General features: G+C 36.3%; 17 protein-coding genes and 1 pseudogene. 6 read left to right on the top strand and 12 right to left on the bottom strand.

Translation table 11 applies throughout. The features are described 5' to 3' along the window. Window positions 1-38 precede the first annotated feature (38 nt). Window positions 39-2819 carry a competence protein CoiA family protein gene (locus CZ809_RS02310; protein ID WP_080155820.1) on the top strand — a complete coding sequence of 927 codons (2781 nt, stop codon included), beginning with the start codon at window positions 39-41 and terminating at the stop codon, window positions 2817-2819. 2 nt (window positions 2820-2821) lie between these two features. Here CZ809_RS02310 and CZ809_RS02305 read toward each other — a convergent pair. From CZ809_RS02305 to CZ809_RS21585, 5 genes and pseudogenes are all read right to left on the bottom strand, one after another. Continuing rightward, a pseudogene (locus CZ809_RS02305) lies at window positions 2822-3351 on the bottom strand (5-methylcytosine restriction system specificity protein McrC). A 163-nt stretch (window positions 3352-3514) separates the two neighbouring features. Further along, complete coding sequence (rdrB, locus tag CZ809_RS02295) at window positions 3515-6046, bottom strand: antiviral RADAR system adenosine deaminase RdrB (RefSeq protein ID WP_144396135.1); 2532 nt, start codon at window positions 6044-6046, stop codon at window positions 3515-3517. Next, window positions 6036-8543 (bottom strand): antiviral RADAR system adenosine triphosphatase RdrA, encoded by a 2508-nt coding sequence (gene rdrA, locus CZ809_RS02290; RefSeq protein WP_080155816.1) that lies wholly within the window; start codon window positions 8541-8543, stop codon window positions 6036-6038. The genes rdrB and rdrA overlap by 11 nt, the downstream gene beginning before the upstream one ends. Window positions 8544-8550: 7 nt before the next feature. Next, window positions 8551-9276, bottom strand: a complete 726-nt coding sequence (locus CZ809_RS02285; protein ID WP_080155815.1) for a hypothetical protein — start codon at window positions 9274-9276, stop codon at window positions 8551-8553. Next, the gene (locus CZ809_RS21585; protein WP_235865760.1) at window positions 9276-9368 is read right to left on the bottom strand and encodes a DUF3387 domain-containing protein; all 93 of its coding nucleotides are present in this window, start codon (window positions 9366-9368) and stop codon (window positions 9276-9278) included. The genes CZ809_RS02285 and CZ809_RS21585 overlap by 1 nt, the downstream gene beginning before the upstream one ends. A gap of 677 nt (window positions 9369-10045) precedes the next feature. On the opposite strand from CZ809_RS21585, the gene ylqF reads away from it, so the two are divergent. Both ylqF and CZ809_RS02270 read left to right on the top strand, forming a co-directional pair. Next, window positions 10046-11002, top strand: a complete 957-nt coding sequence (gene ylqF, locus CZ809_RS02275) for a ribosome biogenesis GTPase YlqF (RefSeq protein WP_080155814.1) — start codon at window positions 10046-10048, stop codon at window positions 11000-11002. Window positions 11003-11559: 557 nt separating this feature from the next. Next, complete coding sequence (locus CZ809_RS02270; RefSeq protein WP_235865759.1) at window positions 11560-12720, top strand: MFS transporter; 1161 nt, start codon at window positions 11560-11562, stop codon at window positions 12718-12720. Between the two features lie 71 nt (window positions 12721-12791). Here the strand turns inward: CZ809_RS02270 and CZ809_RS02265 are convergent, their stop codons facing one another. Next, window positions 12792-13694, bottom strand: coding sequence for an ROK family protein (locus tag CZ809_RS02265; protein ID WP_080155812.1), 903 nt, complete (start codon window positions 13692-13694; stop codon window positions 12792-12794). A gap of 255 nt (window positions 13695-13949) precedes the next feature. Here CZ809_RS02265 and rodA point away from each other — a divergent pair, with 255 nt between their 5' ends. Then, window positions 13950-15041: a rod shape-determining protein RodA gene (gene rodA, locus CZ809_RS02260; protein ID WP_080155811.1), complete on the top strand. Its 1092-nt coding sequence runs from the start codon at window positions 13950-13952 to the stop codon at window positions 15039-15041. Between the two features lie 145 nt (window positions 15042-15186). Here rodA and CZ809_RS02255 read toward each other — a convergent pair whose 3' ends face one another. The 4 genes from CZ809_RS02255 to CZ809_RS02240 form a co-directional block, all read right to left on the bottom strand. Then, entirely contained in the window at window positions 15187-16182 is a 996-nt protein-coding gene (locus CZ809_RS02255) for an outer membrane beta-barrel protein (protein WP_080155810.1), read from the bottom strand. A gap of 170 nt (window positions 16183-16352) precedes the next feature. Then, window positions 16353-16589, bottom strand: a complete 237-nt coding sequence (locus CZ809_RS02250; RefSeq protein ID WP_080155809.1) for a DUF3389 domain-containing protein — start codon at window positions 16587-16589, stop codon at window positions 16353-16355. Window position 16590: 1 nt separating this feature from the next. Beyond that, window positions 16591-17022: a hotdog fold thioesterase gene (locus CZ809_RS02245; protein ID WP_080155808.1), complete on the bottom strand. Its 432-nt coding sequence runs from the start codon at window positions 17020-17022 to the stop codon at window positions 16591-16593. A gap of 268 nt (window positions 17023-17290) precedes the next feature. After that, entirely contained in the window at window positions 17291-18331 is a 1041-nt protein-coding gene (locus CZ809_RS02240) for an OmpA family protein (protein ID WP_080155807.1), read from the bottom strand. Window positions 18332-18889: 558 nt separating this feature from the next. On the opposite strand from CZ809_RS02240, the gene CZ809_RS02235 reads away from it, so the two are divergent. After that, window positions 18890-20386, top strand: a complete 1497-nt coding sequence (locus tag CZ809_RS02235) for an NAD(P)-binding protein (protein ID WP_080156533.1) — start codon at window positions 18890-18892, stop codon at window positions 20384-20386. Between the two features lie 55 nt (window positions 20387-20441). On the opposite strand, the gene CZ809_RS02230 is transcribed toward CZ809_RS02235, so the two are convergent. Further along, window positions 20442-21137 carry a hypothetical protein gene (locus tag CZ809_RS02230; protein WP_080155806.1) on the bottom strand — a complete coding sequence of 232 codons (696 nt, stop codon included), beginning with the start codon at window positions 21135-21137 and terminating at the stop codon, window positions 20442-20444. A 290-nt stretch (window positions 21138-21427) separates the two neighbouring features. Between CZ809_RS02230 and CZ809_RS02225 the strand changes: the two genes are divergently transcribed. Beyond that, window positions 21428-21937, top strand: coding sequence for a hypothetical protein (locus CZ809_RS02225; RefSeq protein WP_080155805.1), 510 nt, complete (start codon window positions 21428-21430; stop codon window positions 21935-21937). A gap of 47 nt (window positions 21938-21984) precedes the next feature. Here the strand turns inward: CZ809_RS02225 and CZ809_RS02220 are convergent, their stop codons facing one another. Next, window positions 21985-23043 carry a PTS sugar transporter subunit IIC gene (locus tag CZ809_RS02220; protein ID WP_080156532.1) on the bottom strand — a complete coding sequence of 353 codons (1059 nt, stop codon included), beginning with the start codon at window positions 23041-23043 and terminating at the stop codon, window positions 21985-21987. Window positions 23044-23247 lie beyond the last annotated feature (204 nt).

Genomic DNA, 23247 nt, shown 5'->3' with positions numbered 1-23247 from the left:
AGATGCAATGTGTATTGTGTCATTTCAGGAGTAAAACGGTGTCAGTGAGTAGCGTAGTAAGCCGACCTCTATGGGAGGTATTTTATGGTGCCCAAAAGAAAGTAATTACTGTTGGACGACTATTAGAAAACCCATTCAAGCCGACTGACGTTCAGTATCAGGAAATACTAGCCAACATCAATAAAGCAAAACATGACCACAATGATCATTATCTACGTTGCTCTTTCTGTAACTCTCCGCTCTTTGGCAGAAGACGTAATGGTGATAATGGAAATAAGGAACAATTCACCTATTTTTTTTGCCATAACAAAAATGCCAAAGACAGTAATATCAAAAAGATTGAATCTTGCCCTTTCTATACCAGCGGCGCAAATGAGCTCTATAATAGCTATTGTTCAGATAAAGAAAATGAATGGCGAACAAATAGCAAATATGATGTAATTTCAGAATTGGAGCGCAGTCAGCTTGTCTTATCTCAGAGTATTATCAATAGTCACTTCATATTTTCTAATGATGATGAAGTTAACACCCGCCGTAAGCCAGATATCTACTTTGAGGACCAACAATCTAACAAATGGGTGGTAGAATTTTATCGTAGTTGGATAACGACTTATGTTGCTTATAACCGCGAGACTTTTTTCAGAAAACAAGGCATTAACCTCCTATGGCTATTCCCTGTCGACAATGGAATTAATAGTGCTGCCATTGAAGATTACATCATGTTTGGCTCTAATAACTCATACTTATCTATTAAAGAACAACACAGAGCAGCCAATAATGTATTTTACTTTGGCGCGCAACAATTAACGGCGACACAAAAGAAACATGAGCTGACAGTTTTAGCGAAATACCCAATTATTAATAAATTAGATAATACTGAATTTGACGTTGAGTTTAAAACGAAGGAAGTCTCTATTTTCGAAATGTCACTGTCTCCAAATGAACGACTACCTTTTGCCATTGATACCAAGCCAAACTTAATAAGTTATAGAAATGACGTGGCACATCAGCTAGTACGACTTAGAAAGGCTTACTCTTACTGTAAAAAACATCTTTCCTACAAAAATGTCTCTAGCCGAATAGTGATTGCACTAAAAGATGTCAGAGACAGGCTAGATAGCTTTGACTTTGAAAGCTATAGAACCCAAAAGCGAGTTAAGACATACTCTCTACGGTTACAGAGTTATTTTTCAAGAGCTGGATATAACGTAAGTCATTCCCGATCTAAAGCCGCAGCTAATTTAGTTACAGCAGGAGATCTTCGACGCAAGCTAAAAATCGTACCATTAAGAAAGTTTAAGCAAGTTGATTTTGATAATTTAAAACAGTTAGGTCATTGTATTCCTAGCTTAAAGATCACCTCTCAATTTATTGCTATGCAGCAATTTTACGCAGAGCTCAACGCCAGGCTCGAAGGATTAAATCAGTTAACACAACACAGAACGAAAATCTCGTACAATTTATTAAAACTACGCAAATTGGAGCGCCGTGTTCGTTGTTATGAATATCTACCACAAGAGCATATAAATAAAACTAATGAGTTGAGATCTGAGCAAGATTTCACATTAGTAAGCACCAGAACATCAATCATTGTTGCTTCTTTAAATGCAAAAATAGATGCTGCTATTACTCACTCATTACGTTATGATCTTGCTAGTGATATTAGGAAAATCCGTTCATTGTTCCATACCTTTAGTAATGGCGTTAATTCACTGTCTGAAGATGCTATTGAGCTAATGAACCAAAGTGAAATAACTCAAGATCTCCAATTATTGCGTAGCTTAGAAACAGTATTAAACCGTGCTAAAGGCCAACTCTCTGATATCCGCCATAACGCATCAAAACCCACCTATATTCGTCTTAGAAACTCGTTAGATGTGTCGATAAAGAATCATATTAATATTGTTACAACCTTAGTCACTAAAGAGAAAGAGTTATTTAATGCGCAAAAAATACAAGAAGAAAAATTACAAAGGATAAATGGTCTAAAAAAAGAGTTCATAACTTCAATTGAAGGACTTCATGAACTCTACCTTAAATTGCAAAGTCTAAAAAAAAGCAATGGTTCTGTAATGCAAAAGTTTGACCTAGCATGTTTACAATCCAAAGATGCACAAGAACATACGAGAAAGGTTAACGTTTATCTTGATAGCCCTGACTGCTCTATTGAGAGTGATTTATCGTATCTGCACTACACAGATAAATCTTCCTACAAGCAGTTTATTCATGATTACTGGCAGATTTTTGGCGTATTTCAATCAGAGGCCGATGCAAAACTTACATTCGAGTTTGATCTATTAACAGATAAATTAGAGTTACTTAATACTGCAATAAGAAAACGAGAGAAAAATAGAACAGATCTTTATGCTCTTCAGTTAGAGCGTGAATCACTACTTCGTTATGTTAAACAATATGAGTTTCAATCACTTCATGAAAGACTCAAACGCTCTAAATGGCACACTCTATACAGAGAAGCAGAGGCCTTATTATTACCATCATGGTCACAAGCAGAGTCAAAAAGAGGTTTAATTGGTGATAAGCTTACGAATAAAGAGCTGCGTAACCATAACGCATCAGTTTTAACTCAAATAAGGCATCAGGAACATGATATACGCCATTATTGCTCTATTTATACTGATATTAATAAAGGCGTAAAATTAAACTTAAATGGTTCTTATAGGCAATTAAAACGTAATGCATCAATCCTTGACTATGAGCATTTAAGCAGCTCAAGCAAGTCGATTTTAGAAGCAAGGTTACGTGTAATTAGTGAACTATATACCTCAACTATTTGTGATAAATTAGAGTCATATATCTAACACTACTTCACCTGACTAAAGTGCTTTTCAGTCTTCGTCCCTACTGGCCACTTGATTCCCTTCTCATCATCTTTATCACTAATAACAAAAGGGACAACCCACAGTTTTAAGGTTTTCTCGCCTTGAATCGGAAAATCAAAACTATGTGGTATCGCCTGCTGAAAGCCTGAGTGTGAGGGATATACCAAGAACATTTCTGAGCTTTCTACCTCAGTATCAAAGTAGTGATGACCATAAGCCAGCATCTGATAAAAATCACTTTGTGATAAGCCATATTTATCAGTGCCATTGGCTTTTGCTGAATCGAGTAATTTCCACTTAGTATCTAATACCGTCACAACTTTACTATTATGCTCAATTACCATATCGGGCTTAAGCTTGAACCATTGTGGGTAACTAAACTCTTACTCTGTATCAGTGCTTTCAAACGATGAGTTTGTTTCAAAGTTTTACTGAATGATTGAGCAACATAGTCCTCAAATACACGCTCCATTGGAAACAATAATGAAGCTGCATGATGATCACCTTTCATCGTTTGCGGTGACAGCCCATCTAAAATTAACTTCGCCCACGCTAACGGCAATTCATAATCTACAGGATTAAGTCACCATCAGAAATAATAAAGTTGTTAAAAGAAAGTCATAGAATAACTATTCTATTCTGTAGCTATAACTTATATTCGTATTTTCTAATACTCAGTTAACCCAATCTAAATGATTCTCTTCAAATACCTCGACACCCTTTTGACGAATACGATCAATCCAATCTTCCGCTTTATTTGATCCGACACCATAATACTCAACAGCTGCTCGTTGTAATACTCTATGCTCATTCTGAATTGATGTTGGCATTAATGCTGAATCATCTGTATTTACACATACTGAAATTGCGCCGCGCCTTAAACCAAACTTGTTAAAACGCTCTCCTGCATTGAGCCAAGATTCAATAGGTGGATTCCAACGATAAATAGGATGTTCATGATAATGTTCAAAGCGCCCAATATAGATATTTGACGTTGGACAAGCTTCGAATATTATTTCTTGAGACCCATACTTTTCTATTTGTAGATCTTGGATTGCTTCGTACAACTCTAATTCTGCTGCTGATATAGAGTCAAAGTATGTCCCATGCTTATAACCAAAAGGTTCAAAACCTTGCTTGGGATTACAATGAATAATTACTGATTTTTCACGTCTCTTAAAAAAGTGGACATCTAACTCAGCTAGTATGTATTTTTGCCAAAGTACGAATGCCTTTTGGCTACTAGCGTTACATTGGATTTGGTCAAAATCTATTATCCAATCACGATATAACGGGTTCTTACCATCTATAACTGGTGGCTTATCACTAGATAACTCATCAAGATTTAACGCATAAGGGCAATTTCGCCTCAACTTCCAAGCTTCGTATAAACTTCGACATGAATGTTCTTCTTCGTAAAGATAGCCTGACCAGAAATTAATCTTCTCTTGCAGTAAATGTAAAACACCAGTAAATTTCGGCACTTTTTGAATAACTTCAAGTGATTTCTGAAAGCACCAAACAAGGTTATCTAAATGTTCACCTATTGTGACATAAGCCGTTTGTTGTCTTTGAGCCCACGAAATAGGCGATACCCCTAGTGCTAGTCCATGGCCTATTCTATCTCCTGACTGATAATCACAAAAATACACAGCTTCATCGATTGCTCTTAATCCAGAAAGTAAATGACTATAATCTTCACCTGCATGAATAGTTAAAAAAGGTCTCTGATGACGAGTTGTAAATAGACTCTGTGATGAATGTTTAGCTAAACGCAAAACCCGCAGAGCAGGAGCAAATACCTCAATTGGTAGTTCGTTTTCATTACCTGCTACATCATACCCGCGTATTGCTTTACGCAAATCAACTCGTAATGATTCATCTTCAATTTGAAATGCTTTTATCTCGGTATCAGAAAAAGAAACAGAACCATGAAATTGCTGAAGAAGTCTAACTTGATTCTTAATATTAGCCCTAAACTTAGACTGTCTTCTGTCTTCCCTTTTGCCGCTTCTGGTAAAATGCAAAACAAAGTGGACCCTTTCTGCTAATGATTCTTTATAGAGAGCCTCTAAACTAGCCTTTAAATCCTTCGGATCTGCTGGAAAACTATTACTCCCAATAGCAATATTTGGTGACACTCTAAATTCTCTTACTGTATCTTTTGATATATCCGATTTGAAAGCATCCAAACCGACAATATCTTGTGAGCCTAAATGTCTACTCTTACGAAGTGGAAAATGAAAAGATTCTACAAATTGACCTAATCCAGCCCCCATTACAATCATATAGTTACGCAAAATATTGCTTATACGAATATAAGTATCTAGAGCATTATCTGCTTCTTTATTTAAAGAAATTAAGCCAGTACAAAATAAAAGCCAACGATTAGCTGATGGAATTAGTAAACAATGAGATTGTGATAAACAATGCTGAGAAAAATTATTACACTCACCACGTTCAATATATGAAATCGCATCACCTTTGAACTCAACATTAATATGAGGCTTTATATGCAATTTATTCACACGTTTATAATCATGATCAAACGCAAAAGCTGCCAAATTATCACCTAATAAAGCGCCCCACTTAGGTAAATCATTCTTTTTATATCGTTCACTCTCAAATAAAGTACTTTCAGGTCTTCTTGGCCATTTGATTTTTCCAGTAACCTCTACCCCATATAATGAAAAACTTAGTAGAGATGGGCCAGTATGTCCATGCCCACCAAGGTGGACATGATTATCAGCAAAACCTTTCTTTCCTTTTAATTGTTGAAGAGCTGTAGGACACTGGTTATCTTTAATACATGTTATAATATCCTGCTCACTAATATCATAATCGTAAGTTAAATCACTATAGGCTTTTGCAATAATCCAACTAACATCAATTAAAGAGGCTAGTTCTAACCACTCCTCAAGATAACTTAACTTAACGTCGAAACGATCACCCTGCCAAATTAAATACTTTTTAGCCAATAATGATAATAGTTTTTTCAAACTAATCTTATCAAGATTCAATGAACGAATAAGAGCCGTAACATCTTCATTTCTTAGCATTCTTGATATATATGGTTGATAGTCAAAAATACTCTTTTCTTGTAATAGAAATTTTTTCTTGTCAATACCAACCTCATTAAATAACAAACGATCAGAAGTAAGTAAAGAAGCATAAGCGATACTCTCATCACTAACTTTAAGCATCATCACCCTCTATATATAACTGTATTGCTCTTAATAAGTTAGCGTTTAACTCTTTTGGATCAACTAATAAAGTTTTGTTTGTTATTTTATTTTCTTTGATGAAAGTTTCTAATATAATCCTATCTATTTCGTTTAATTCTTTTAATTTATTCTTCAGTGTTGATACTTGCTTAATCGTTCTAAGTTTTAAATCATCCCTCAATTTCACTAATTTATTTTCCAGATCTACTTTACCTAAAGAAAATAGTGAATCTAAAGTTCCTTTTGAGTTGTTAATATCAAATATTGGATGATCCCAAAGTACATCTATAAAACGCATACAAAAACCACCAGGAATGTTTTCTTCTCTTAACTTCTCATTATTTCTAGTAATTGTTCGGTCATACTTCTCAAATGCCTTATAATTTCTTAACGTACTATACTTATCTGTTTGAGCAACATTAGCATTAATTGCATGACCTTTAATCGATGCTGTCATTGCTGAGTTAATAAGAATCAATTCAAAACGTCTTGCTAAATCTGTTAAATACTCATCGGAATAAGTTTTTTTAGATTTATATAAATTTAGTGCAGAAAATGTCTTATTAAACATAAATGAAAATATAGATATAAGATCACTTGAATTTATTTCATCAAAGAACTCTCTATTATTTATTTTCCATTCATTAATTTTACTTGCCAGAATCTCTGCCGAAGAACGCTTAGAATCACTTTCTTTTTCAACCTCTTCTTCATCATCGCCATCCTGAATAACTTTAGTTGGATTCGCATTAAATATTGAATAGAATGGTCTACGCCCAAGAATATTATAAATATCTTTCTCAACATCTAGAGATTTGTTTACGAATGAAAATAAAATCAATTCAAATGCACGACTACAAAATACATACTGATATGTATTTGATAGTGTTGAATAATAGTCACCATATGTGTAAACATCGAGTAATATATTAGCTTTAATTTTACTTTCTTCAGACAAGAAAGAATTCGTGTTTTTTATCGAACCTTGTGTAATATATTTTTTGTCATCAAAAAATTCATAGGGTGGCATACTTCGTAAAGTATAACTTTTTTTATTATATGCACTCTCCAGAATAGATAAATTGCCATTTAATTGAGCTGACATTTGCTTGGGTTGTAATGAAAACATTGAGTTTAAAGAATCTATTTGAGAACCAAAAAAATCTTTGTTAGCCCAAGGGTATCGATCTTTGCTCATTTGCATTTTAGGGTTAAATGCAATTAGAGATTCAATATTAAAAGAAGAACCATTATCTAAATTATTAAGCGAAAACCATGACATTGCGTTAGTAAAAGAAACACCATTCTTCTTTTGTGTAGCCCAACTTTGGTAAGCCATCCATACAGTATTAATACTTTTATCACGTAAAACTTCAGGATTAATTGAACGTACTAGCTGGGTTAGTTCTCGTGCAGACTCAGGTTCCGGCCAATTAATTATCACTTCTTCATTTGAACATAGAAAATAAAACCTGTTAAATATCAGGCTATAATATTCTGATATTTTCAATCCAGTATCATTTTCATGATTTACAATATTTAGCTTTTGTATAATTTGTGTTAACGGTCGTAAACCAATTCTCATTTGATTAGGAAAGACTTTTGTTAAATAAGATGTCGTCAGCTCTTTAGACACTAAGCTCCCTTCTGCAATTAGACCATCATTTTTAGCTTCATTATTATAAGCATTGCTATCAAAATGAACATTTGTCATTTGTTCATATAGACGCATATCACCACTCACAATAGGGATTATATATGGACAACCAAGCAAACGACGCACATCATCTACAACTTCAAATGCTCGCCCAAGTGTCATATCCACATCATCAATTGGTAGCACCAAAGCTTGGCACCCCAATAAATTAATTGCCGATTCTATAAATAAATGGAAATAATTTTCAATTTGAATACCAGAATTATATTGTAGAATTTTATCAATTCCTGAATGTCCATTAAAATCATCTTTCTTTCCGAGTGCATCTGCTAATTTTTTTAATGAATTATAAAAATGCATCTTTTTTTGTTCACTAACAGAACTTACACCATTGCATCCACTTGAAATTTTAATCTTTTTTTCAACTACATAATAAATTTGAGCAATTATTACATTAGAAAAATGATCATTATTTACAAGCATTGTTGGATCAATTACGTTTAGAAACTTAAGTTCTTCTTCCTGTATATTGTTTGGATTTTCTTTTTTACAAGCTTTGCTCCATAACTTCTCACAATTCCTCAAAAATACAGTTTTTCCTGTACCTCTCTGACCAGAAACAAGAATTGCATTGTGAGATAACCATGTTTTGTTATTATTTTGTTTTCTATTCTCTTTATACTCTTTAGCTTCTCGCAATGTAATTTCAAGTTTATTAATTAAACTTTCTTGCGCCTCACACTGCCAAAACTCACCACTTGAATCTGAATAATCATCTCTATATTCAGCTTTTGTGTAATTTAATTTTAAAATATTTGTCATAACTAGCCTACTTCTTTAACCCTTTAATCCAACTAACTGTCGCGTCACCCACGCTAATATGATCACCGACAATATCGGTTTGTTGCTGATCAATATTTTTATCTACTAGTGCATAAAATTTCTTTTGCAACGATTGCTCTTCAATTTCCACCATGAAACGAGCTTTGCCAAATACATTTAATTCATGCTCAGATATCATTTTATCGATATGAAAGCGAACAGCTCGATTACGAACCCACGCTTTGGTGTATCCATAATATCGATTAGCCCCGTAATTCAATACCAGTAGCGTCACACCAAAACTACACATTGCCATGAAGAATAATGCCGAAGAAAAAGTAGTAATGACCAAAGAAAATATTACGAATAAGTACAGGTAAAATTTAACATTATTCTGATTTCCAGGCTCATTCTTAGTACTTTCATATAATGAAAATACAATAAGATAGAGCGTAGCTGGTATTGTGATTACAATTAACGTCGTCATGAAATCAGTAATTATCTCTCCATTTTCTAACAACTGAATCAACAAACAATCATTAGATAGAAAGCCCTTATCACCATACAACTGGTTAAGAGACAGAACCGTAAAGCTGAATAAAAAACCGGCCAAGGAAATTAAAGACAACCTTCTAGTAGTAATATGCTTCTTGTGGTTTTTCTTCTCAACCTTTTCAATATCCTTTTTAAAACTATTTATTTTATCTAGTAATAGCGAGTTGTTACTGCTCATTAACTTTTTCCTTTCTTAAAATCCTCAGCCTGCTCTTGCACGCCCATATACACATCATCACAGGTGACTGGCGGATAACCAAACTCATGCAATAATACGATAAGCTCTACTTTTAATGAGGCTTTAATATCGTCTCGTTGGCTTTAATCTGGGTATTGGGCTTTATCATCAACAATTATCTTCATATGCTTGGCGAGTTCTAATAACTTCTCATCTGGATAAGTGAAATCGTATTGCTGCAATATATACATCAAAATATCAAAGACAGCTTTCTTTTCAAATCTATGCCCATATCTAAAAATGAATTTATCTCTATTTCTAACTCGCCAATTAAACGGTTCCTGTTAGCTTGAGACTTATTTTATTGATAACTTTATAAAAATACTGTTGCATAATACCGTAACTCAAGTCACTTGCCATTTAAATTCAACAAAAACATTAGTGATGACTCGTTTTATCTGCATTACATTTCATTATGTAGTTCTTTCTGCCACTTTCTCTGTCACCCATAGCTCAATATCATTCTCAACCCAAGCTAACCGCACAATAACTAATCATGCTTACCGCGCTGTAACGTCTAAATACATTAACGGGCAAGCATCCACTAGCAGTTATGGTAAACTCAGTGATAAGTATTTGTATGTAAGCGATAGCAGCATTATCAATGTGGATAGAAAATGATGTCCACTGCTATCTTTTACAAAAGTTTTTAGTACCCCCTGATGTACCCCATGGGGCTACTAGCAAAAATAAAGAGTATATAAATCAAATGAGTAGTCAGAGTATCCAGTGGTTCCCGGGCCATATGCACAAAGCCCGTAAAGAAATTGAAGAGGCGATGCCGAAAGTCGATGTAATCATCGAAGTGCTAGATGCCCGTATTCCTTTTAGTAGTGAAAACCCGCTGATCAAATCATTCCGTGAAACTAATGATGGCAAACCAGTTGTTAAAGTACTTAACAAGCGTGATTTAGCTGATCCTGAAATGACCCAACTTTGGATCAATCACCTTGAAAAAGAACAAGGTGTAAAAGCGATTGCGATCACTACCGAGAACTTAAACGAAGTAAACCAGATCATGGATCTCTGCCGTAAGCTTGCGCCACAGCGTGAAGAAGCGGGTAAGAAAATTCGTACGATGATCATGGGTATTCCTAACGTAGGTAAATCAACTATTATCAATGCCCTTGCGGGTCGTACTGTTGCAATTACAGGTAACCAACCTGCCGTAACGCGCCAGCAGCAACGGATTAATTTAGATAATGGTATTTTACTGTCTGACACCCCTGGAATTTTGTGGCCTAAAGTAGAGAACCCGCACAGTGGTTTTCGTTTAGCGGCAACAGGTGCGATTAAAGATACAGCCATGGATTATATTGATGTTGGCTTCTTTAGTATTGAATATCTAATTAAAGCTTACCCTGATTTGATCAAAGCGCGTTACAACCTTGACGATGATCTACCTGAGTCTGCAATTGAATTAATCGAAGAGATCGGCCGTAAGCGTGGCTGCCTAAAAGGCGGTGGGCGTGTTGATTTACACAAAGCCTCTGTGATTTTAATTAATGAATTACGTAATGGTACTTTAGGTAATATCACGCTTGAACATCCTGAAATGATCACTGAAGAATTGATCAATGTTGCGATTGCTGAAGAACGTAAAACAGAAGAAAAAATCAAGAAAAAAGAAGAACGTCGCAAGCGTTACCTTAAAAATAAGCGCTAAGTAATAAAACAATATTTTTTTACATAAGTTTTAATAGTCACTTCTATCTGTTTATTAATTTATATCTGATAAAGTGACTTTTTTTATGTTTCTAACAAATCTTTCACTACAAAAAAATTTTTATTGGTCATCATTAATTATTTTCGTGTTAATAATATAAAACCCTACGTTTCAACTCAGTTACAGCACTAATGATTTTACTGTTATTCATTCATTAATTCAGCACAATAATGATTATAACCCATTCAATAATAACTAATTTCCACCACCAACAACACTATTGACAATATACAATTAAACCTACCTCTAATCATTTATTTCATATCGACAAAATTATAAATAAAAACATCATTTCGGATTAGTTTTTCTCATTTTACTCATGCCAATATTACGTGAATAATCGCTCAGCTTTCAGTCGAAAGTAACTTAAACAGCGCTGTCTCTTATTTAACTCTCCTCTCTTTTCTGATAGGTGAGTTTTGACGACTCTTAAAGAGTATTCCTTTATTAAAAGGGACAGATAACCTAAACCGAATTTGGATGTGGAGAGTACGGTAGTGCAACAAACTACTACTTGTCACAAAAGCAATGGCATGTTGGTGCCAGTTGCGGGACTAACTGTATTTGCAATTGCTTCAGGCTACTTAATGAGCTTGATCCCGCTATCATTAGCGAACTTTAACATTGATAGTAGTTATGCCAGTTGGTTAGCAAGTATCTATTATATTGGTTTATTAATAGGATCATTAATGATTGAACCTGTTATAGCCAAAATAGGTCACCGTATTGCTTTTATTAGCTTTCTTGCATTATTAGCGTCAACGGTTGCTGTGTTACCTTTCTTTCCATATAAAGAATTATGGTTATCTGCGCGTTTAGTCGCGGGTATTGCTGTAGCGGGTATTTTTGTTGTTGTTGAATCATGGTTATTGATTGGCGATAGCGCAAAAGAGCGTGCTAAACGTCTTGGCTTCTATATGACGTCATTATACGGTGGCACAACAGTAGGCCAGCTGGCTGTTGGTTATTTTGGTGTGAAAGGGTTTATTCCGTTTGCTGTTATTATGGCACTACTGTTAATTGCTATTTTACCGCCATTACTGATCAAGCAAGGTCAACCTGATAGCAGTGGCCATCAGATATTGTCTCTAAAACAAATTTCACGCTTGAGTAAACCAGCAATTATTGGCTGTATTACCTCTGGTGTAGTAATGGGTAGCATTTATGGCTTAATGCCACTTGCGCTTAAAAAGAGTGAGCTAACAACCAACCAAATTGGGGTGTTAATGGCCGCGATTATTTTAGGTGGCATGGTTATTCAGCCGATTATTAGTAAGTTATCTATTCGCATGAGTAAAACATTATTATTGGCATTGATGTCATTATTAGGTGTATTTGCTATGGGATTAACCTACTTATCGTCAGATTACATCATGCTAGTCAGTGCATTAGCATTATTGGGTATGTCAGCATTTGCGTTATACCCAATTGCGATTACGTTAGCATGTGATAATTTAGATTCATCTTACATTGTAGCTGCCACTCAAGTAATGCTATTTAGTTACAGCATTGGTTCTGCATTAGGTCCAATTGGTGCGAATAGCTTCATGGCGGAACAAAATGGCTTGATGGACTTCTTCTTTATCGTACTACTGGCAACCGCTATTTATATGCTGTTTGCAAGTTTACAACGCAAGCCTCAAGTATTGGCAAGCTAAGTATAATCATACCCTATTAAAAAGGCGTAATAGCGACATTGCTATTACGCCTTTTTATTATTACTTACAATTTACTTCACTAATGCCGCAGCACCAAAGACACCTGCGCTGTCACCTAAATCTGGTTTCACAATCTGGGTGTTTAATTCGCCATTAAATAAATGTGGCAATATGGCTTGTTGAGCGTGTTGGTATAAGGCATCAATGTTGCCCACACCGCCACCGATAACAATCACATCAGGATCAAGCACATTAATAATCTGTGCCGCAGCAATACCAAAGTAATGTGACATTCTAGCCATCGTTGCTTGAGCATGTTCATCATCAGCCGTGCGTGCCACAATTTCTGGTAATGATAATTCAACGCCAGATTGTTCAAAGTAGAACCGTTCTAAACCTTTACCTGAAATAACGGTTTCTAAACACCCTGATTGACCGCAATAACAAAGGGCGCCATTAGGCTCAATCACGTTATGCCCCCACTCTCCGGCAATACCATGACAACCATATAAGCCTTTGCCATTAACAACGATACCCGATCCAACGCCTGTACCCATGATGATACCAAACACCACTTCAGCATTCGGTTTTACACGTTTAGCCGCACCAAAATGGGCTTCAGCTAACGCAAAACAATTCGCGTCATTCGCCAATACCACTTGTGCATCTAATAACTGGGAAAGATCTTTATCAAGCGGTTTGCCATTAAGCGCCGTTGAATTACAGTTTTTCATCACACCATAATAAGGATCTAACGTGCCTGGCGTGCCAAAGCCAATCGCGATAGGTCGTTGGCCTAATTGTTCAACACACCTATCAATCAGTAATTTAATCTGATTTAAAATATGGGCATAACCTTGATCGCTTTCTGTTGCTATGCGCTCTCTTACTACACATTTATCCGTGCTACGCTCAATAACGGCGCATTCAATTTTAGTACCGCCTAAATCAACACCCCAGTAATAACGATCCATTTCTACTCCACTGCGATTGTATTATTTTCAGTAATTATACGTGAGGCATAGTATTAAATACTGCGACGCTGTCGAAAAAACACTCAACAACAGTGATTATTAGCCCTATTTAAAACAATAATTTGTCTATTTATTCGCCCATTGCGACAGAAATACATTTTCTTGCAAAATATCTCTTGTAGCTAAGCGATAATATTTTAAAGTAGCGGTAATTATCATCGATGCGCAATTACGCGTGGTTTACAGTAGTACTTAATGAATAAATACCGCCCTTATCTTGATCTACCACTCTGTATATCAATTCTCCTTTTGATCACATTTAGTTCATTAACTGTATGGAGTGCTAGTAGCTTTAGTGTACCTATTATTGAGCGTCACCTTGTTCGAGGCATACTCGCCGTTGGTGTATTGATTCTAATGTCCGCCATTCCTCCGGCCACTTACCAACGCTATGCTCCTTATTTATTTGTTATTACTGTGATTTTTTTGCTAGGTGTGTTTGTTAGTGGTGACAGTACTAATGGCTCTCGACGCTGGTTAGCTCTTGGTCCAATTCGCTTTCAACCTTCAGAATTAGTTAAAATTGCCGTTCCATTAATGATTGCATGGGTATTAATTGCAGAAGCAGGACGCCCAACGCTTAAAAAAGTACTGGTTTGCCTGATGATAACCGCCATTCCTGCGGGGCTCATTTTTATTCAGCCCGACCTTGATGGTGCTATTTTTACTATTTTGTATGCATTATTTGTACTTTACTATGCGGGTATGAGCTGGAAGTTAATTTCAACTGTTTTAGGTATTATAGGCGTAACTATACCGCTAGCGTGGTATTTCGTGATGGAAACCTATCAGAAAAAGCGTGTATTACAGTTCCTTGATCCTGAATCTGATCCTCTTGGTTCTGGTTATCAGATCATCCAATCAAAAATTGCCATTGGTTCTGGCGGTATTCGTGGTAAAGGCTGGACTGATGCAACTCAAGGTAATTTAGGGTTTATTCCAGAAAGCCATACTGACTTTATTTTCTCAACTTTTGCTGAAGAATGGGGATATTGGGGCAGCGTTTTGCTATTGGGGATTTACGCCTTTATGACGTTTAGAGTGATTTGGTTAGCAAATCAATCAGAGTCACCATTTGCACGTTTAGTCAGTGCTGCTTTTGCATTAAGCTTTTTTCTTTATAGCTTCATTAATATCGGCATGGTGAGTGGCGTGTTGCCAGTAATGGGAAGTCCACTGCCTTTCTTTAGCTACGGTGGTTCTGCCATTATTACGCAAGGGGCAATATTTGGCATGATCATGTCACTTTGTCTGCGTAAAAAGTCTATTTGTGCGCCATGTAAATAAAGTCATTAACACTCAGATTATCTGATAAAAAAAGCCAGCGATGCTTATTTCAATATCGCTGGCCTTTTTATTACTATTGTTTTTATTACTGCAATTTTTATTAAATAACAGACTCTTCAATAACAGCCTGTTTTAATAACACAGATTAACGCTCAGAAGCGGCTTCAGTTGCGATTTTTAATGCTGGCGATGTAATTTCTACACGACGGTTTTGCGCACGACCTTCTGCTGTTGCATTGGTTGCGATTGGGTGCTGTTCACCCATGCCTTGTGCTGTCACTTGAGTTGGGTTTGTCACGTATTTTGCTAACTCAGATGCCACAGCATGAGCACGCTTTTCAGACAATGCTTGGTTATAAGCTGCTGTGCCCGTATTAGAGGTATATCCAGTTACCACAATCGTTGCACTTGGGTAACGAGTTAAGCGTTTAGCCATTGGCTGTAGTGCTCTCTCATTTTCCGCCGTTAATTTATACTGATTAACACCATAATCTAATGATAATGTTGAAGGTTCAATAGTCACTGTTTGCGCTATTGCTGGCGCGATCGTATCAACTACCGGTGCCGCACCCCAGTTGTAAACAAGGCTTAGACCATAGAAGTTAGTATCAAAGTTATACGCTAAATCAGTACCACGAGGCTTTGATGATAAATCATGATAATACTGGTACTCAAGGCGCGTTGATAGATGATCGGTTAATTGATATTCAACACCAGCACCAACTGTACCAACAAGATGATCATCAGTATCATTCACACCATTACCATGGTAAGCCGTTAGCATGTAGCTACCACCCGCCTTCGCGAATAAGCCCCAGCTATCATTAACATGCCATGTTGCTTTACCTGTTAAATCAAACGCGTGTTGCTTAATATTTTGATGATCAACTTGTGCATCGCCTAACCAAGTATAGCCCGTCTCAACTGCAAACCATGGCGTAATGTTATAACCTGCAAAGATACCAGCACCAAGATCGTTTTGCTTTAGACCAAGGTTAGATGCATGATTATTTTGTTCAAAATGAGAGTAATTAGCATCACCTAAGCGAACACCAACATAATAAGGGTTAGCAGGTGCAGCCTGAGCTACACCAGAAATAAGAACAGCCAATGGTAACAGTGCAAAATATTTATTAGACATACTATTTACTTTATCGTGATTAATATTGAATAAGTTTGAATGCAATGATCTGCAAACTCAGCCAATAATGCCAAAATAGCATTTCATTGTCATACGTAAATAGAAATAAAATCATTCTGTTGCATTAAATATCACCATTCGCTCATTCAATATAAAAATAAGCTAATCGGTTAATATTGGGTGATAGCGATACCTATTTCAGTCGCGATCTGTTGCAGTTGTTCATCAGTGTCTAATTTCACAGACCAGTTCAAACCACTGCCGACAGCTGTGATCACATTAGCACCACCAATTAATGTTAATTCATCAACTTGTGCTTGCATCATTATTCGACAATTACCATCAATTCGAACAACAACTTCATGTTGTGTTGCGATAATTTTGCCTTGAGAAAAAGTAACTATCATTCTATTTACTGCTTTTATGTTTCAAAACAGCCATCGTTAAACGGCTAGTACACACTAAACGCTGACGTTCATCACGAATTTCAATCTGCCATACTTGTGTAGTGGCGCCAAGATGCAACGGTGTCGCCTTACCAGTAACAAAACCACTACGAACCGCACGAATATGGTTCGCATTAATATCTAAGCCCACACAATAGTATTCACTGCTAACGGCAAAGTTTGCTGCCAATGAACCTAACGTTTCGGCTAATACTACAGAGGCGCCGCCATGCAACATACCTAATGGTTGATGTGTGCGTGAGTCAACAGGCATCGTCGCTGACAATGATGAATCATCAACAGCAACGTATTCAATCCCTAAGTGCTCAACTAATGTATTTTTAGAGGTCTGATTAAAAAGATCTAACGTAAACGGTCGTTGCCAAATCGCCATAATATTCTCCGCTTATTTATTATGTATAGCAGTTACTGTTTTATTTAATAACCATGATACCACTCTCAACATAAGTCAGAAAAAGGATACTTTATTATTGTTATGCAGATATCACGAACAAATAAAAATATTAAGCACAATAGCACTGACAACAGCTACTATTAAATATTTAAATTTCAATAGATTAAGGAATAAAAAAAGCGCCCTTCAGGCGCTTTTTTGTAATAGTATCGACAGTTATTTATCGATTAATATTGAATAAACAATATTATTGAGCAATAGCTTCTTCAGCTGCTTGTTCAATTTCAAAACCAGGAGTCGTTACATCAACACGACGGTTTTGAGCACGACCTTCAGAAGTATCGTTAGATACAACTGGATCTAGCTCACCACGACCTTCGGCAGATACACGGCTTGGGTCAATGTTGAAGTGCTCAGTTAAGTACGTTGCAACTGTAAGTGCACGCTCTTCAGATAGATTCTGGTTGTATGCTTCTGCACCAGAATTATCAGTGTGACCAATAACAACAAGTTGTGACTCAGGGAAGTTCACGAGACGCTGTGCAATTGGTTCAAGACGCTGCATGTCTTGCTCAGATAGCTCGTTGCTATCAAATGCAAATGGCATTACAGCAGAGATTGGCTCAAGTTGAACTGTTGATGCTTCAACAACTTCAGCAACGACAGGAACAACAGCTGCTGCTGCACCCCAACCGTAAACAAGGCTCACACCGTAGTAGTGTGCATCCCAATTTAGTTTAGTATCGGCAGGCTTCACTTCCATATCGTGGTAGTACTGGTATTCAGCACGAGCAGAAAGGTCTTTTGTGAAATGATATTCAGCACCAAGGCCCGCTGTAGCGATTAAGCTATCGTCACGATCTGAGATGTTGTTATCTTTGTAACGAGAGAACTGCCATGCACCACCGACTTTAGTGTAAACATCTAAAGAATCTGTCGCTTGGTAAGTAAATTTACCAACAAGATCGATAACTTGCTGTTCAATTTTACCAGCGTCATGATGGTCATCATTCTTAAGAGTAACTTCGCCTAACCAAGTGTAACCAGTTTCAACAGCAAACCATGGTGTTACGTTGTAACCCATGAAGATACCACCAGCAAAATCATCTTTGTCGATTGAAAGAGATTGATTTGGGTTTGAGTGTAGATCACCTGCTTTCGCATCGAAATCAGAATAATGAACACCACCAGCACGAGCACCCGCATAGAATGGGTTTTCTGTTGCTGCGTTTACTGCACCTGAAACAAGAAGTGCAAGAGGTAAAACCACTAGATTAATTTTAGACATTATTTATCCTTTATTATATTTGTTACCACTACTACTGCTATTTTTCGATGTCTCAACATAAAAATATAATTCACGACCATATTTTTATCTTTAAGTTCAAAAAACAAAATTAAATCTAGCAAAAGAAAAAATAAAAATCCAGAATAAATAAATACCCCAAACAGATAAAAACCACAACTAACTGATAATAAAGACTTTATTAGGATATTGTTTTTCTATATTTATTCAAAATCAACAAAAAATATTTTTTAAGAACATAACTAATATTGCTGCCATCATTATAAAACACAGTAAACATACTTAAATAAAATAACAAAACCAACACAATAAAATTAAAAATTTTGCCATACCAATAAAGAATTAAACATAGCATCAACAAAAAAAATCCTATAACAATGCTATAAATAGCCTTTTAATGGGATTTTAATTCACTGCTATTTCTCTTTACCTTATTACAACGTAAAATAGTTCAACTTATCCATTCAAAGGATTTATTGTGCATGTCTATATTAAATAAATCCTTTTGTTGTTTTTAGCTGATTTACGTGTTCAAGTATGATGAATTTAATTAAAAGTAAAATAACATCCTTGCCCCACTCAAATTTACCAACAACTGTGGGTATTATTGGTGGTGGTATAGCAGGATCAACTATTGCACTTCGATTAGCTGAACAAGGTATTCATGTTCAACTTTTTGAGGAAGGAAAAAGCCTAGTTAATGGTCCTCCAATTTGCCACTTGCATGCAGGCGGTAATCTTTATCGTGAAATATCAGATCAACAATGCATAACGTTACTCAAGCAATCTATTGATACGTTACGCGTTTACCGTCACACCACCAATATCAGACCGACCGTTATTGCAATTCCTTGTAATGATGCAGGCAACCCCAGTGACTTATTACCCCGCCTAACGTTATTACAACAAACTTACCAAACACTTGTCGAACAGGATTCTAAAAACCGTGTTCTTGGTGAGCCAAAAGATTACTTTAAATTGTATCAACGCCATGACTTAGAGTCTCTTGCATTACAAGCTAATCCTGAACATCCGCTAACGCCAGATCAATGGATGATCCCTGTCGCTAAATCGATTAATTTAGATCAATTCAAATTCCCATTAGTCATGGTGCAAGAATATGGTTTAAGTGTCTTTAGAATTGCTGCAACCTTGACTTTAGCATTAGACAAACTGACACAATGCCATGTACATACTAATAGCAAAGTGATCTCTTTAGCTGAACGAGAACAAGGCACAGGTTGGCAAGTTAACTATCAAAATTCAACTAATCAACAACACCAAGTTAATGTTGATTATTTAGTAAATGCTGGCGGTTACCGTACAGGAACCATTGATGACTTAGCGCATATTCCACGTCAACGCATGGTTGAATTTAAAGCAGCTTATATTACTCACTGGTCACAATGTGATGCTCAATGGCCAGAAGTCATTTTCCATGGTGAGCGTGGCACCCCTAATGGTATGGCACAATTAACCCCATACCCTGATGGCTATTTTCAACTGCATGGTATGACACAAGACATTACACTGTTTAAAAATGGATTAGTGTCATCAAATGCAACCAGTGCTCAGCCACAATTAGATGCGTCTTTTAAAGAGAAATTGCAGCAACATTGGTCACAACCAGAGATTGAACAACGCACTCAGCGCGCAATTAATCATATGGCGCAGTTTGTCGGTAAATTTGAACAAGCAACTGTCGGTGGGAAACCATTATTTGGCGCGCAACAAATTCCAGGCAATGATCCAACATTACGCGCGGCCGATGTTTCTTATTCACATCAACGTTATGCGCGTTCTGAAATTGTGAAAGCATCATCTGCATTATCTGTTGCTGATGCTATTATTGATCAGCTAGCCGCTTTAGATTTAATTCCACAACCGACACTGCAAACCCGTGAAAATGAATTTCCAGTATCTCAACAATTAAGCCTACACGATGTTGTTACGTATGCTGAAAAATTAGCCGCTGAGCGGGGTTTTCCTACCTCTCTTGCCCGCCCTATTGATCACAATATAAATAATCACGAATAACAATAAAAGTAGCTGTCATGGCAGCTACTTTTATTATCAATTACCCAAACTCAATTTATTTCTTACCAATTTCAGCATTAATAACAGCTAGTGCCTGCTGTTGAGCACCTAATAATGCTTGTTTATCTTTTAATAATCCCAATTGCTGATCATAATTATCGCAATCTTTTTGTGAAACCCAATTCCAACTATTACCTGACTTAAACTCATCACATGCTTTTTTAAAGCCTTTTGCCGCTTGTTTTAACTCTGTAATATTAGCTTGGGTTGCTTTAACATTAGCCTGCATTTCTGCTTGGCGTTTAAAATACTGCTGAGATTTATCAATCACCACTTGTTGCTTGGTGGTGGTAGTTTGTAATTTTACCACTTCAGTATTCAATTTCTTTTTCGTCACTTCTAACTTTTGTTTGGTTGCCACTAATTTTTGTTTTTTCTGTGTAAGCAATGCTAACTGAGCTGAAAACTCCTTTTTTTGCTTATCCACTAATTCTGTCATTACAGTTAGATCTTTTATTGTCTGCTCTAATTGATGACTTTGTTTCTCATTACTTGCTACCAATAATTGATATTGCTGTTCACTCTTTTTAATTTGTTCCGTTTGAGCTTGTACTTGCTGCTGACAAGTCAATAAGTTCGGAGCACTTGCGCTTTTTTCTATTTTCATTCCAACACCACAGCCGATAACACCACCAGCAATAAGCGCTAAAAGAGAGAATAACAAAGGGTTTTTGCTTGTTGTAGTAGACATAATCACTTTCTCCATTTTATTTTTCGGATTAAGAACAACTAATACTTTTAACTATTGATGAGATTAACATTTTACTGATTATAAATTGTTAACTCTCTATCAAATAATGTTATGTCTTAGGAAAAACACGTTAATAATTAATAAATTCAGATGATTTATCGGTTGATTCTCAATATTAAGAATGTGTTTCAACCATAATATCTTGTGAGATTATTCAATAAAAACAAGCCAACCAAACTAGGATTAATTTAGTCGGTTTTAATTCACAAAATAACCAAAGGTATTTTTTTATGATCACACCACTCTTTTTTTTAGCTGTGTCGGCATTTTCAATACCTTTGCTTGAAAACTCAACCTATAGCCAAACCGAGACACATTGCACACTCACCGTAAAAGAACAACGGCTGCAAGATAATATTGTGTTAACCATGTCGACCAATAAAAATAATCACTATGACGTTAAAATTTACCACCTTAACGATCTGCAAGCCCCATCCAGAGGTGAACTAACCCAACACTCAATTGATAACATCGAACAAAATCAAAAACTTAATTATATTGTTGATCACAATTTATTTAAGCGTATAGACGACCAAACCGTCATCTATACCACCACAATTGCCAATGATGCTAACAATATCAGCCCACAACAATTTACCGAAGCATTCAAAGCACACAGTTACCGTACAAAATTACATATTAAAGGACTGAATCCTCTGGCTTTTATCGCTAGTCAACGCCAAGCCGATGCTTTTTTTAGATGTGCAGAACAACAAATCACAACCTTAGCGAAACGTTAATCAACAACATCACGAACAAGAATATTAGTTATGACTCACCGCTACAATTAGCCTAATTTTAATACCATATCACTGTCTTTAATCCAACCTTGGCAACGCATAATATATGCCACAATAGCAGTGATTAACGCAGGTAGAATAAAATGCATTAATACAATTAATCCGTAAATATAACCACTACTCACTCCTGGCTGTTCCATTGCGATTATTGTTTGAATCTGCCCGACTAATCCTGATGTCCCCATTCCAGCGCCAAGTGGCGTATTTTCCATGTGAAACACAACTGTCGCAATGGGACCAAGTATTGCAGAAGCCACAATCGGAGGGATCCAAATTTTATAATTCTTAACAATATTTGGCATTTGTAGCATCGAAGTACCGAGTCCTTGAGCAAAAATACCCGCCCAACCATTAACGCGATAACTCATAACTGCAAAACCTACCATTTGTGCAGCACAACCTACTGTCGCCGCCCCCGCAGCTAAACCGTTTAAACTCAACATGATTGCAATTGCAGCACTACTAATAGGTAAAGTTAATGCCATGCCCATTAATACCGCGACTAATGCGCCCATCAATAATGGTTGTAATTGAGTGGTAGACATAATCAATTGTCCAAACTGGGTCATCACCGCCCCCACTAATGGACCAATCCAACTACCAACCATAACGCCAACTAATACCGTTACTGCTGGCGTCACTAAAATATCAACTTTAGTTTCACCGGCGACCAATTTACCGCATTCGGCAGCGCAAATACTGGCGACATAAGCCCCAACAGGTCCCCCCATTGCCGCCCCCGCAGCACCAGCAATGGTTGATGAAAACAAAACTAATGGCGGCGCTTTTAATGCATAAGCAATAGCCACACCAATAGCTGGCCCTGTCATTTGCTTTGCTATTGGCCACAAGACATCACTTAATAGTGGGATCGAAAATTTAATCCCAATCGTATTTAAAATAGAGCCAATCAATAGTGATGAAAATAAACCTAGCGCCATAAAGCTCATTGCATGAATAAAATAGCAATGAAAAGAAAGAGTGATATTTTTAGAAACAAGGAACTGATTAACACGAATAAAAAAGCGAGACAAAGAAGACTGCATTACAACAAAGACCACATAAAGAGTTCGATAGTGACAGAATTTTACCTTAGCTTGTCGATAAACACAGTTAATAAGTTACTTTTTTTATCATTTTAGCCATAATTAACACTCACATAATACATTCCTATTTAGCACCTTTGGCACATAAATCATGTAACTGTAACTTAATTCACATTACGTAACTCTAACATCAGCACAAACATC

Origin of the sequence: Photobacterium piscicola (assembly GCF_900166965.1) — a bacterium.
Taxonomy (GTDB): Bacteria; Pseudomonadota; Gammaproteobacteria; order Enterobacterales; family Vibrionaceae; genus Photobacterium; species Photobacterium piscicola.
Note: the sequence above shows the minus strand (reverse complement) of the source record. Positions and strands in the feature narration are given on the sequence as shown.

Bases quoted from the DNA above. Each gene is read 5' to 3' on its own strand.
- CZ809_RS02240 (WP_080155807.1), bottom strand. From the start codon at position 18,331: ATGTCTAAAATTAATCTAGTGGTTTTACCTCTTGCACTTCTTGTTTCA.
- CZ809_RS02255 (WP_080155810.1), bottom strand. From the start codon at position 16,182: ATGTCTAATAAATATTTTGCACTGTTACCATTGGCTGTTCTTATTTCT.
- CZ809_RS02265 (WP_080155812.1), bottom strand. From the start codon at position 13,694: ATGGATCGTTATTACTGGGGTGTTGATTTAGGCGGTACTAAAATTGAA.
- CZ809_RS02230 (WP_080155806.1), bottom strand. From the start codon at position 21,137: ATGTCTACTACAACAAGCAAAAACCCTTTGTTATTCTCTCTTTTAGCG.
- ylqF (WP_080155814.1), top strand. From the start codon at position 10,046: ATGAGTAGTCAGAGTATCCAGTGGTTCCCGGGCCATATGCACAAAGCC.
- CZ809_RS02220 (WP_080156532.1), bottom strand. From the start codon at position 23,043: ATGCAGTCTTCTTTGTCTCGCTTTTTTATTCGTGTTAATCAGTTCCTT.
- rdrB (WP_144396135.1), bottom strand. From the start codon at position 6,046: ATGATGCTTAAAGTTAGTGATGAGAGTATCGCTTATGCTTCTTTACTT.
- CZ809_RS02285 (WP_080155815.1), bottom strand. From the start codon at position 9,276: ATGAGCAGTAACAACTCGCTATTACTAGATAAAATAAATAGTTTTAAA.
- rodA (WP_080155811.1), top strand. From the start codon at position 13,950: ATGAATAAATACCGCCCTTATCTTGATCTACCACTCTGTATATCAATT.
- CZ809_RS02250 (WP_080155809.1), bottom strand. From the start codon at position 16,589: ATGATAGTTACTTTTTCTCAAGGCAAAATTATCGCAACACAACATGAA.
- CZ809_RS02235 (WP_080156533.1), top strand. From the start codon at position 18,890: ATGAATTTAATTAAAAGTAAAATAACATCCTTGCCCCACTCAAATTTA.
- CZ809_RS02225 (WP_080155805.1), top strand. From the start codon at position 21,428: ATGATCACACCACTCTTTTTTTTAGCTGTGTCGGCATTTTCAATACCT.
- rdrA (WP_080155816.1), bottom strand. From the start codon at position 8,543: ATGACAAATATTTTAAAATTAAATTACACAAAAGCTGAATATAGAGAT.
- CZ809_RS02245 (WP_080155808.1), bottom strand. From the start codon at position 17,022: ATGGCGATTTGGCAACGACCGTTTACGTTAGATCTTTTTAATCAGACC.